Source organism: Aurantiacibacter marinus (assembly GCF_001021555.1).
GTDB lineage: Bacteria > Pseudomonadota > Alphaproteobacteria > Sphingomonadales > Sphingomonadaceae > Alteraurantiacibacter > Alteraurantiacibacter marinus.
This window is the reverse complement of sequence record NZ_LDCP01000001.1, coordinates 951,787-964,548: the sequence shown is the minus strand read 5'-3', so window position 1 is coordinate 964,548 and position 12,762 is coordinate 951,787. Positions and strand designations below refer to the sequence as shown.

Sequence of the window (12,762 nt, the reverse complement as noted above, 5' to 3'; positions counted from 1 at the left end):
TTGCGCGAAGCGGGAAGCGCCACAGTCTGTCCATCTTTGCGCACAGATACGGAACCCAGGATATTGATCTGAAGCACGTCGCCCCCTCATTTAAATCTTATGCCGCTTTGCGGCGCGGCCTGGATTTCATCGGTTCTGCTGTCTTTAGGTTGGAGAGAAGCTGCACTGCGTCCCCCATACCCTCACGCTCGGCATCGGCGAGAGCTGTATTGCCCCAGCGATCTTTCTGCTCTGCATCGGCACCGATCGACAAGAGAAAACGCACCACGCCGACACGACCTTCAGATGCCGCAAGATGCAAGGCTGTTCGTCCGTCGTAGTCAGCTTGCAGGATGTCCGCACCGCTGGCAACCAATCGCCGCAGTTCACCAAGGTCTCCAACCGAAGCGGCCGAACAAAGAGAGCTTGCCACCTCCGCCACGCGCTCGGCTTGAGACTTGGTCGGATCGATCAGTTCCTGTCCCGGAACCATCGTCGCATAACTGTGAAAGGAGTATCTCTTCGACAGTTCCTGGGCGAACCGAACGCCGCGCACGCTGTTGCCGCACCGGTCCAGTCGCGGGCTCCAGATCGCAATGCCGCATACGCCGGGTATCACCAGCATAAGTGCGCCCGAAACGCCAGACTTTGCAGGAATGCCGACGGTGAATGCGAATTCACCAGAGTAGTCGTACATACCGCAGGAATACATCAGCGAAAGGCAGTTACGCACTGCCTCCGCATCGAGCACGCGCTGGTTCGTCGTTGGACACACGCCGCCATTTGCCAGCGTGGCAGCGATTGTTGCCATATGCCTGACGTCGATGCTGATCGAACAGCACTGGAAATAAAAATCGAGTGTTTCCATCAGATCGGTATTGGGCGGGAATGCGCCGTTTTCGCGCATGAAATAGGCCAGAGCAAAGTTCCGGTCTGCAGTCGCTTTTTCCGAAAGAAAAACCGTATTGTCGAAGCCCGGCTCAACTCCTCCACCAAGGTCTCGCCATGTTGACATCACGAAATCGAAACGATCGGCCAGACTTTCGCGCGGCTTGATGAGCGAACTCGCCATAATGGCCCCTGCATTGATCATCGGATTGTGAGGCAATCCGGCGGGGTTTAAGGTCAGTTCGTTGAAAGACCGTCCGGATGGTTCGCGGCCCACATGATTGTGGATGGAGTCGGCGTTAGAGAGCCCATGTGCGATGGCATAGTTCACCGGCTTGCAGGTCGACTGTACGCAAAACCGGTCCTGATCATCCCCGATTGAGTGGCGTTGCCCGTCAATCGTGCACACAGCCATTGCAAATTTCTCGGGGTCGACCCTTGCGAGCTGGGGGATATAGCTTGCGACAGATCCGCTGGATTCGCCGCGACAGGTTTCGAAAATTGAATTCAGTTGGTCTCTGAATTCTTCGAATGCAGGAATGATGAGCGAACCCGACAGCGCTCTCCCCACCAGCGATGCCTCGACTTCTCCCAGCAGCGAGCGCAGCCCATCTTCGTCGAGCGTCCCACTACCCGGCATCTTGTCGAGTTTCTCGAAAAGCGAAGAGAGACGCGGGTCGTCGCGCTGGAGTCCCATTTCCTCCAGTGCGCGGATCAGCATTGCATTGGAAACCGCCTGGGTATGTTCGCTTTTCAATGAGTTTATGAGGTTTTTCGCCGCAAACCCCTTTGAATCTGCCGCAATGCTTTTGAGCGTGACCATATATTTACTCTCTAAAAGTGCGGCCGGACATGCGGGAAGGTGCACATCCGGTCGCGAATTTGCCTTGTTTGTGAATTCTAGGGGGCCGGAGATGAGGCCATACTCATTCTCCTGTTGGATTCTTCAACGTCGGGGCAAAGGCCGTACAGGGCCTGCCTTGCATGTTTGCGCCCTCCTCGGAGACCTCGTCTCGATCACATCTCATGCCGCGCCGCTTGCGCGCGGGATGGTGCGATGGGCCATAGGTACGGCCCTCGCATCGAGGTTCTTCGCTTGAGTTGAGATCGTCACTCTCTCTGGCCTGTGCATCTGTAACCGCCACAAATGAGGCAGTGCTGATCATCAGCGCAGCAAGAGCGGACACCAATTTGTCCAGTTTGATAGTCATTGTTCAATTCCCGTGTTTCCGATGGGAATTGTCTATGAAGCTATCGTTGGAGCGAGAGTGGTATCAAGCGTTGTATTTTGCATCCAATCGGCGGTTAATCGTTTGGCTGGCGGCATTGGTGCAACGATAAATCAAATCGAGATCGGTTTATTCTGGGCGCTACGTTGACAAACGAAACCATTCAGCGACTATGCCCATTGGGTCGCGCCGGAAGTACAGGGCGGGGTAAATTCGATGAATGGCATAAGCAATGTACAGGTTCGGCCTGAACGCATTGAATTTGTCGATGCCCTTCGAGGCTTCGCTTTATTCGGCCTGCTCATGGTGCATGCGGCTGAAGCATTTGGTGTCGGTCTGTCGCGAGGGACTGACGATCCGTGGGGGCAGGCCATTTTCTTCCTCTTCGGGAGCAAGGCTTTCGCGATATTCGCACTGCTTTTCGGTTTCAGTTTCGCAACAATCATGGCCAACCAGCGCGGACGCGGCGTTGACTTCACGGGCCGTTTCGCGTGGCGACTATTGCTGCTTTTGGCGATCGGGTTTGTCCACTCCCTGCTGTATTCCCCTGAAATTCTCCGGTTGCTCGCGTTTTTGGGCCTTCTGCTCATCCCGCTGGACAGAGTTCGAAGCAATTACGCACTGCTGGCAATTGCGGGCCTGTTTTTCCTTCAGATCCCGCTGCTCATCCAGTGGGCTTTGGCTCAATCAGGCAATGCCTTTGCGGCTTCAGAGCCCTATTATGCCAGGTCCGGCCTTTGGGATGTCTTCAGAAACGGTAGCTTGGGGGAACTCATCAGGGCCAATATGATCGAGGGCAACCTCGTCAAGTGGTCAATAAACTGGTCGTTCGGCAGGGTAAGCGAGATTGCCGGACTGTTTGCCGTTGGCGTTGTCATCCAGCGCACAGGTTTCTTCGCCCGCATCGCGAAAGATCGCGGGATTGCATTGGCACTGGTGCTTATTGCCGGCACCATCTTCGCGATCCTCGAATTCATCGTGAAGCCAATAGTCCCCGGATCACCATCGGGCGCAGAGTTTGCGATCGGACCCTTTACCGAACGCGCGATCCTGTTCCAGTGGATAGGGATCAGCGCAATAGCAGCGCAAATCGGACTTTTGGCGCTCCTGTGGAATTCGCCAATGCAACGGCTCGTTGGCCTGTTCAAGGGTCCCGGGCGGATGACACTCACGCTCTATGTCGCGCATTCATTTGTCGCCGTTCCCATACTGTATCAATTCGGGCTCGGAATGGCTGAGGTGTGGGACACGCAAACGAGAATCTTGCTCGCAATCGCCTTTTTTGGATTGCAGATCCTGTTCGCACATTGGTGGTATGCGCGATATCGCTATGGGCCGCTGGAGTGGACCTGGCGTGCGGCGACCCTGAACGACTGGAACGTGCCGCTGCGCAAAAGTGCTCAGCCAGCGTGACTGGGTAAGCTCGGTGATGGCTGCATCTCGCTCTTAGGAACTGACGAGGAAAAGATGCCTGGAAAGTAGTGGCCGGTTTGACGCTTCTGGGGTGTTGAGACTGAGAGAATAAGAGATTGAGAGTCTGTGGCCGCCGACCAGCCAGTATCGCATCTACCGCAATAGGCCACGGCCTTTACTCCGTCTTTCCTTTGGAAATAGAGTGTTAAGGAGACAAGTTGCGGCTTGCGTTTGCAAGCCGCAGGGCTCCGACGATCCCGGCATCATTTCCAAGTTTCGGAGACACGATTTGATGTCGGGCGCCCCCCGGAAGATAGCGATTGTCCAGTGACTGCGCTGACGCATGGACACGTTCCAGAAGCCCGGGCGTCTTCATCACTCCGCCCCCCATGACAATGCACTCAACCGCACAGAAAGCGAACAGCGTATGGCATAGCTGGGCAAGATACCCGGCGACCAATCCATGGGCCTCATGATCATCTGGCAAGTCCGACAAATTGCGGCCCCACCGGGCAAGAATCGCTGGTCCGCTGGCCAACCCCTCCAGACAATCGCCGTGATACGGACACACACCGGCAAACGCGCGGTCAGATGCTTCGCGGCGTGGGTAGAAGTGGCCCATTTCCGGATGGCTTACGCCATGCACGATTTCGCCATTAACGATGATGCCTCCGCCAATACCGGTCCCCACCGTGATATAGGCCATGCCGCCCGTCATGCGCCCCGCACCAAGACGATATTCGCCAAGCGCGGCACCGTTGACATCGGTATCAAATCCAACGGGAATTTCAAACCGGTTGGCAAAGTATCCGGCGATGTCACAGTGCGTCCAACCAGGCTTTGGCGTGCCGAGAATATGCCCCCAGTCAGCAGCGTTCCGATCAAGCTGCGCCGGACCGAATGCGGCGATACCAATGGCGGCAACCGGGCCCTGCGACTGGATCCAGCTGGCGGCCTCCGCCAACGTTTCTTCCGGCGTGCGCGTGGGAATTTCATGTCTGGCCGCGATCGCACCAGATGCATGACCGACTGCCAGAACAAATTTGGTTCCCCCAGCTTCGATAGCTGCCAACATAGGCCTACTCTCTTGCGTCATCCGCCATGTACCAGCTGTGATCGGTTGCCCTCCAGAGCGATCTGGAGAAACGGCGCAAACGTGCCGCCGAAACGGGCACGCCGCGTATGCAATTCGGAGGAAGACCGATCTTCCGGGCCCCAGTAATCTATAAAGCTGGCAACAGTAAGATCAGGCAGGACCCACCAACTGTAAGCCTGTGTCGGACATTCGGCGGGATTGGCAACGACAAGGCCGCTACCGTTCAGCAAGTCCCACGGACCGGCGAGTGTTTCAGCGGTGGCTCCGTAAAGACCCGTTGGCGCTTCGACACCCGGCGCAAAAACACCGCGCTGGGTTGACCAGAACAGGTAGAGCCGTCCCGCATGCTCGACGATATGCGGGCGTTCGAGTTCGTTATTCACGCCAGAGGCATCAATCAGCGGCGCTGATAGTCGGTAACCGCCGCCCTCAATCGCTGCGGCAAGACCGATCACACCGTCGTGAGCGCCCGGCTTGCTGGCCGATGATCCGGTAAACAAAACGAAGTCATTGCCCCCCGCGTCACGGTAATGTGCGGGATCGCGAAAAGCCTTGATTTTGCCGGGCTCTCCTTCGTTTTGGTCCGCCGGACGATAGACTTCTCCGTCCGCTGTGAATATCTCTTCGGGAATGGACCACTGGGAAAATGGGGCGTCTCCATCCAGCCAGGTAGTCGACGACGAAAACAGTCGCTGCTTGTAGGAAAGCTGCGTGTCGCCCCTCTCTCCGGCCGCGGTGAAGAACATGGTGACGTTCCCCTCGACTAGCCGCGCAGAACCTGACCATTCCCTCGCGCCCGGAGTGAAGCCATCGGGAAAAGTGGATCCAACATGCTGGAATGTGTCACCGATCCGGTGAAAGTGATGAATGCGCGCCAGATGATGGCGTTGTTCCGGGTCTTCTGACCGTGGCACCGAGAGCGCAAACCAAAGCTCTCCGCCTTTCCATGCCACAGGCTGACCGCCTGCATCGGCAAGTGGCCACGCGTCCCAAACGTCAAGCTCAGGAGACATCGGACGGGCTTGGTCCGCATCCAGAACAGGGGCCTGGTTCGTGCTGCCAAGTTGCAGTCCGTCAAGCATTTGAGCTGTCCAGGATTTGGTCACGGGCCTTGGGTTGCTCAAATCGATCGCGCTCGCATTCATGCCTCTCACCTTCATCTATCAAGCGCACTGCTGCGTCGGACCCAAACGGGTGAAGCTGTACGTTTGCTCTATTGATTGGCCGGCGGACAAGGGAGAAATGTCCGCCGGCCAAAGTAATCCGCTAGTGGATCAGAAGTCGATCCGGACCGATGCCGAGACCGTACGGCCTGCAATCGAACGCGCCCGAATAAGCCCGTTGCCCGGGATCGAACCTTCTTCAGCCTCGGTATAACCGAATGCATTGAAGAGGTTATTTGCATTCAGCGAAAGTTCCAGCCGGTCGAGCGGGCGAACTGCAAGGAAGGCATTCACCTGAGTATATGCAGGCAGCACCAGATCGTTGTTGTCCTGGGTGAAGCTTTCGGTTGTGCCGATCAGGTTCAAGCCAGTGGTGAAGAAGTCATCTTCATACTGGGCCGTAGCTTGATACACGAAGTCTGCCTGACGGCGGGGCGTGTTGCCGATGATGGCAGCATTGTTGGCATCGACGATTTCAGAATCGGTCCATGTGCCACCTGCGGAAAGCGAGAACGGCCCGAAGGCGTAGCTGCCTTCCAGCTCGAGGCCAAAGGCTTCGTATGTGTTGTCAGTAAGTAGCAGAGGCGCGATCTCGACATTTGTCTCAGCCGTTTCTGCGTAGAAGGCCGTTGCGTAAAGGCGCAAACCGCTGCCCTGGTATTTCAGGCCGGCCTCAATCTGATCGACTTCCGCAATCACACCGCTGTCACCGCCTGGCAGGCTGCCATCAACGGCGCTGATGGCTGGCGAGAACAGGCTGCGGTCAGCAGTATGGCGGCCACCCTGACTGTAACGAGCGAAGATCGAAAGATCGTCCGTCAGAAGATAGTTTGCACCCAACGAAAACGAGAAGAAATCGTAATCGTAATTTACCGGCCTCGCATTGGTCAGTGGCAAAATGCTCGTCTGTGCTTCGGCTGGATCGATGCTGCCATCATTATTGAAATCAAATGATGTCGTGCCGGTGCCGAATCCGCTGTCTGCACCCGTGATCGTGCCGTTTGCGGAGCCGAAGTCATAACGCACGCTGGCATCCAGCGTCAGATCGCCGGTTTCGACCGATATAGATGCGAACGGTGCATAGGTATCATAGCTGACATCGTAATTGCGGCGGCAGCAATTGCCGAAGAAGCTTGCTCCAAAGCCGACAACTCCGTTTTGCGTGACGAGATCGCCGCCCGCATCGCGGACATCGACCAGCACAGATTCACCATTACCTTCGATTGTCTGCACAAAAGAGGTCCAGAGCCAATCCGTGTCCACTTCCTGACGCGAGGCATAGAAGCCTGTGGTAAACAGGGCCGATGCGCCGCCAAGATCGAATTCCCGCGAGATACGCAGGTCGTTCGAAATGTTGTCGAGGCTGTTGAGGCGCACGTTGAACAGAACGATATTCGTCAGCAGGCCGTTGCCGCCAATGGACGCCGGATCGGCTGCCATGCCCATGTTCGGGCCGGACGCGAATTCAAGTGTCGAACCTGCACCGCCAATACCATCGGCAATGGACTGGGCAGAGCCCGCACTGGCCGGGAACGGCGAGACAAAACTGCCAGAATTATCGGCAAACCGGAAACGCTCTGTCAAAACCCAGCCGTCAGCGAATTCCACTTCCGCTTCGAGGCCAAGCGAAGCTGACTGAACCGACAGACCATCATGAATGTCGAATGTAGTCTGGTTGTTGTTACCATCCAGCGTAGCGGACGTGGTGATATACCGGCTGTAGAGCGAATCTGTACGCGGGTCGAAATTGCTGACCGCCTGATAGTCAGGATCAGACGCGGTCCCGCCAACGAACACTGGCTGCGGCAGGATCGTTGGCGTGGTGTCGTCCAGGTACTTGCCGTAAATGCGAATATAGCCGCCATCGAATTCTTGCGTGAAATTTGCGCGGATCTGGCCGCCATTGCTGCCGTTGTAGCCAATATCACGGGGGCCTTCACCGGTGCGATAGAAGCCGCCGATATGGAAATAGCTGTCGTCGGTCAGGCTGGCGCCATAATCGAAATCAAGCCGGTAGGTTTCATGATCAAGGCCGATAGTCCCCGCGACCGCGCCGCCTTCCTGTTGGCCGGTCTTGGAGATGAAGTTTATCACGCCGCCCGGAGAGTTCGAGGCAAATGTCGACGCTGAACCACCGCGAACCGCTTCAACGCGGCCGACATTGCGATCGGCGCGCAGGAAATTATCTGCATTGCCGAACACGATGTCACCAAATTCCAGGATTGGCAGACCATCTTCCTGCAACTGGATATAGCGCGCGCCTCCGGTAGAGACCGGTATTCCGCGGACGGCGATGTTGGCATTGCCTTCACCGCCCGATGCCTCGGCCCGGATTCCGGGGATCTGGCGGACCAGATCAGCAGAAGACTGCGGGTTGAGCTGTGTGATTGTATCGGAATCGATGAAGCTCAAGGAAACCGATGTCTCAAGCTCGTTACCGCCGCGAGCAACAGCCGTGACGAAGATGGTGTTTACCTCGGTTTCGGCTCCTTCTTCGGCGGGATCGTTATCTTGCGCAAAGGCGGGAACGGAAAATGCCGACAATGCGACACTATAGGCCAGGACGTGGCGGAATTTCATTGCTTATCTCTCCTCAATCGCTCGCGCTTTGAACGCGATTCGCCATCTAGACATAAATGCAATGCAAACGTTTGCAACACATTTATGCAAACGTTTGCATAAATCACATTTTTGTGTACGCAGGGACAGGGATCGCCAAAAGAGCGTTCCGGTTTGAGAGGACAGGATTGATGGCAAGCGCCGGAAAACCGCGGCTTTCGCTGCTGCGAATCATCGAAATGAATATCGGCTTTTTCGGTCTGCAGTTCAGTTTTGGATTGCAGCAGGCCAACATGGGGCCGATCTACGGCTTCCTTGGCGCAGACGAAGCGACAATGCCGCTGTTATGGCTTGCCGGCCCAATGACCGGGCTCATTATCCAGCCAATCGTCGGGGCGATGAGCGACCGCACCAGCAGCCGCATGGGCCGGCGCACACCGTACTTCCTGATCGGCGCGATAATCTGCACCATCAGCCTGTTTCTGATGCCCTATTCCAGCACGTTATGGATGGCTGCCAGCCTGCTCTGGATTCTCGATGCGGGCAACAATATCACCATGGAACCTTACCGCGCCTATGTGGCGGACAGGCTCGAGCCCGGTCAGCGATCAGTCGGTTTCCTGACACAAAGTGCATTTACCGGATTGGCACAAACCTTGTCCTACCTTGCCCCGACCTTGCTGACAGCTTTCGTTGCGCAGGATGTGCTGGATGACAATGGCATCCCGGTCATTGTGCGGATTGCGTTTATCATCGGTGCGATATTGTCGATCAGCACCATAGTGTGGTCGGTATGGCGCGTGCCCGAATTGCCGCTGGATGCAGAAGAACAGGCCGCTATCGATGCCAAGCCGATGACCGTGCGCGATACTGCCCGTGAAATCGTGGATGCCATCAGGGATATGCCCAAACCCATGCGCCAGCTTGCGCTTGCCATGTTATGCCAGTGGTATGCCATGTTCGCCTATTGGCAGTATATTACCTTTGCAGTTGGCCGGTCGCTGTATGACACGTCCGATCCGTCGACTGCGGCCTTCCGTGAGGCAACACTGACAACCCAGCAAGCCGGAGCGCTGTACAATTTCATTGCATTCCTGGGCGCCCTGCTTTTGATCCCGATTGTCGCTAGACTGGGCGCACGGGCAGTTCACGCCGTTTGCCTTACAGCATCCGGTATCGCGATGTTGATGATCCCCGGTGTCCAGACTCCGGCCGCGCTTTTCGTGCTGATGATTGGCATCGGTATCGGTTGGGCCGGGATGATGGGCAACACATATGTCATGCTGGCGGATTCCATTCCTGCTGATCGCAATGGCATTTATATGGGCATCTTCAACATGTTCATCGTTCTGCCCATGCTATTCCAGACCTTGACGATGCCTCTGATTTACGAGCCGGTATTGGGCGGCGATCCTCGCAATGTCCTGCTTTTGGGTGGCGGATTGATGCTGCTGGGTGCATTGGCGACTATGTTTGTCGATGCTGGCCACCGTGTGCCACGCGAACAGAAGCCGGTTACAGCGGTTTGAGGGGCTTTGGATGAACAGAAAGAGCGAGTTGGAAGGCAGCATCGATCCGGAAGCAAAAGTGCGCCCGATCCGAACAATTACCGATCTTGCTCGGGTCGCAGGCGTGTCGCCAGGCACGGTGTCCCGCGCGCTGGCGGGCAAGAGCCTGGTGAACACAAAAACACGGGAGCGCATTCAGGCGCTCGCGCGCGAGCATGGATTTCAGCCTAATCAAATGGCGAGCAAGTTGCGCCGCCAGAAGACCGGCGTAATCGGCGTTGTTATCCCGCTGGGCCATGATCGCGAACAGCAGGTTTCGGACAGCTTTTTCATGACTCTCCTGGGCCATCTGGCGGACGAGCTGACAGAGAAGGGCTACGACATCATGCTTCGCCGGGTTATCCCGGACCGTGATGAGGATTGGCTCGATCGATTTATCGGATCAGGTATGATCGACGGGGTTATCGTAATCGGTCAGTCGAACCAGTTCGCCCGTATCGAAGAAGTGGCTGATGGCTATTTGCCCATGGTCGTCTGGGGCAACCACCAGGAAGGGCAACGGCACTGCGTGGTAGGGGCAGACAACCGGTTGGGCGGACGGCTCGCGGCGGAGAGATTGATCGCCGCAGGCGCGACGCGCCTCGCGTTTTTCGGCGATACCGCCCCGTTTGAATTTGCCGCACGATATGCCGGGGCGTGTGATATTGCGAACAGCATGGGTGCGACCATTACAGCTGTGTCCACCCATCTTTCACCCGCGCAAACTGCCCAGGAACTTTCCAGGTTCCTTGCCGAACACCACGGCGAGATCGACGGCGTGTTCGCGGCCAGCGACACGATCGCTTTTACCTGCCTTCAGGAACTTCGAAAGCTCGGCATCGCTGTACCTGACCAGATCAAGATCGTTGGCTTCGATGACTTGCCCATCGCGGAACAGACTTTGCCGGCGTTGACGACCATCCGCCAGGATATCCAGGCAGGTGCCCATGGACTGGTGGATTTGCTGCTGCGCCGTTTGCAAGGCGAGGAAACCGAAAGCCTCGTCCTGCCGCCCAAACTCGTTGTGCGGGGAACGGCATGATGATCGGCAGGCAAATCGTGTAGGCCCTGCCTCACGCGAGCCGCGGGCTCACTCTATGTCGCTCGCCAGACATGTGCGCATTTGCCTGAAGACCTCGTTACGGGACTTGCCGGGGGTGCCAGGAAAACCGGCGGTGGAAAGCAGTCTCTCATAGTCCTGCTGGCCGAACGCGCTGTCGAGCCTTGCAGCAAGCCGGACCGTATCCTGTGCCTGTTTGTTTTTCCCCAGAAGGCATTTGAAACTGGCTGAAGCAAAATAGAACGCAGGATAGTTTGGATTGCGCAAGATAGCTTCGTCAGCGGCCCGTTCGGCACTTTCCAGATCGCCCTGTACCGATTGGCAGGCACCTCTGAACCACGCCCAGATTCCATAGCGGGGGTCACGAGGTGCCCGGACTTCCGCGTTGCGAATAAGCGTCAGGCCTGCGTCGGCCTGGCCCGAATAACACCGGATCAGACCAAGCACCACGGCGGCGTGCGGTTCGTTCGGATCAATGGCGAGTGATTGTTCCAACAATCCGCGCGCTTGCTGCATGTCACCATTGATATAATATTGGACCATCGCAGATGATGTAAGGACTTTCGGATCGTTGGGCGCAATCGCCCTCATTTCATCCAGATACCTTAGCGCAAGCGGGGCATCGCGAGCGGGATCATCCGAAAAACCGCTGATGACATTTTGCGCCAATTGGATGGCCATTGCTGCACGGGATGAATAATTGTCCGGATCAATTGCCAGGGCACGGCGCAGGTAGGATACGATCCGCATGGCTGGCTCCCGTCCATAGGCGTACCGTTCCGATTCTGCTTTCTGAAGCAGTTCGTACACAGAGAGGTCAAATTCGTCCCGGCTGCTTACGCTGGCGATTTCGGATGCCTGAATTTCGGAGAAAATCGACGTGGAAATTTCGCGAACGATTTCATCTTCCAGTTCATAAAAACTGTCCAGCGGCCTCGCGAAGCGTTTCGACCATATTTGCCGGTTGTCGATCATGTCAGCCAAATCAATTCGCAGGATCAGCAGGTCACCCTGCACCCCCATTGCGCCGGTGATGACATACTGGACGTCCAGATCTTCTGCCGCAGCGACCGCATCAACCATGTTGCCCGACAGTAGCCTGGTGGAACTGTATGGCGCGACCCATGCATTGGACACCTGTGACAGGGCTGCGGTCAGATCACGTGTCATGCCCTCTGCCAGAAATGGCCGATCCTCGACCCCCTTCATCAACTCAATCGGCAGAACCGCCAGCGAAATACGCGCCTGATTGTTTGCAATTTGCGATGCAGCGTTGACCGAATTCCGATTGTCTTGCGGAAACCAGATAAATGCGATGCCGGCCAGCACCAAGGCAGCCACGATGAACACATGTATCCTGCTCAATCTGCTCTGTGCCGCTACGGCATTGCCCGGTCCGATTGCTTCGATTGCCGGGCTCGCCGCCGCTTGTTTCGCGGTCCCCTCCGGGTCAGGCAATTCCACTGAGGCGTCCAGCCTGTATCCCAATTTGGGTATTGTCTTGACGGTGTTTTCGAGGCCGTGATCGCTCGCCAGGGTTTTTCGGAGGAGCGAAACAAGCCTGCTGAGGCCTTCATCGCTACCAGAACCGTTGGCCCAGATTGCTCCGAGTAATTCATTTCTTTGCCACAGCTCTCCCGGCTTTTGGGAAAGCGCGACCAGCAGCGCCATTACTTTTGGCTCTAGAGTAGTTTGGCCCATAGAACTGGAAAGACGAAGAGCCGATGGCTCCACAAGCACGCCATCGATAACGAACGCTTCAAGCGCGAACGTCGATGACGCTGTGTCATTCATGAAGACATCCCCCAAAAACCCGGTATCAAATAAT

8 protein-coding genes are annotated in these 12,762 nt (G+C 56.5%); 3 read left to right on the top strand and 5 right to left on the bottom strand.

The window, feature by feature from the left end; all coding sequences use genetic code 11:
- Positions 1 to 97: 97 nt before the first annotated feature.
- Positions 98 to 1,690 carry a glutaminase A gene (glsA, locus tag AB731_RS04640; protein WP_047092224.1) on the bottom strand — a complete coding sequence of 531 codons (1,593 nt, stop codon included), beginning with the start codon at positions 1,688 to 1,690 and terminating at the stop codon, positions 98 to 100.
- Between the two features lie 622 nt (positions 1,691 to 2,312).
- Here glsA and AB731_RS04630 point away from each other — a divergent pair.
- Positions 2,313 to 3,509 carry a DUF418 domain-containing protein gene (locus AB731_RS04630; RefSeq protein ID WP_047092226.1) on the top strand — a complete coding sequence of 399 codons (1,197 nt, stop codon included), beginning with the start codon at positions 2,313 to 2,315 and terminating at the stop codon, positions 3,507 to 3,509.
- Positions 3,510 to 3,714: 205 nt separating this feature from the next.
- Here AB731_RS04630 and AB731_RS04625 read toward each other — a convergent pair whose 3' ends face one another.
- From AB731_RS04625 to AB731_RS04615, 3 genes are all read right to left on the bottom strand, one after another.
- Positions 3,715 to 4,584, bottom strand: a complete 870-nt coding sequence (locus AB731_RS04625) for an ROK family protein (protein ID WP_047092227.1) — start codon at positions 4,582 to 4,584, stop codon at positions 3,715 to 3,717.
- Between the two features lie 17 nt (positions 4,585 to 4,601).
- Positions 4,602 to 5,711, bottom strand: a complete 1,110-nt coding sequence (locus AB731_RS04620; protein ID WP_047093033.1) for a glycoside hydrolase family 68 protein — start codon at positions 5,709 to 5,711, stop codon at positions 4,602 to 4,604.
- A 168-nt stretch (positions 5,712 to 5,879) separates the two neighbouring features.
- On the bottom strand, positions 5,880 to 8,348 hold the full coding sequence (locus tag AB731_RS04615; RefSeq protein WP_047092228.1) for a TonB-dependent receptor: 2,469 nt from the start codon (positions 8,346 to 8,348) through the stop codon (positions 5,880 to 5,882).
- A gap of 170 nt (positions 8,349 to 8,518) precedes the next feature.
- Between AB731_RS04615 and AB731_RS04610 the strand changes: the two genes are divergently transcribed.
- The gene (locus tag AB731_RS04610) at positions 8,519 to 9,856 is read left to right on the top strand and encodes an MFS transporter (protein ID WP_047092229.1); all 1,338 of its coding nucleotides are present in this window, start codon (positions 8,519 to 8,521) and stop codon (positions 9,854 to 9,856) included.
- 10 nt (positions 9,857 to 9,866) lie between these two features.
- Positions 9,867 to 10,916: a LacI family DNA-binding transcriptional regulator gene (locus tag AB731_RS04605; RefSeq protein ID WP_047092230.1), complete on the top strand. Its 1,050-nt coding sequence runs from the start codon at positions 9,867 to 9,869 to the stop codon at positions 10,914 to 10,916.
- Between the two features lie 48 nt (positions 10,917 to 10,964).
- On the opposite strand, the gene AB731_RS04600 is transcribed toward AB731_RS04605, so the two are convergent.
- Entirely contained in the window at positions 10,965 to 12,728 is a 1,764-nt protein-coding gene (locus AB731_RS04600; RefSeq protein WP_047310194.1) for a winged helix-turn-helix domain-containing protein, read from the bottom strand.
- Positions 12,729 to 12,762: the final 34 nt, after the last annotated feature.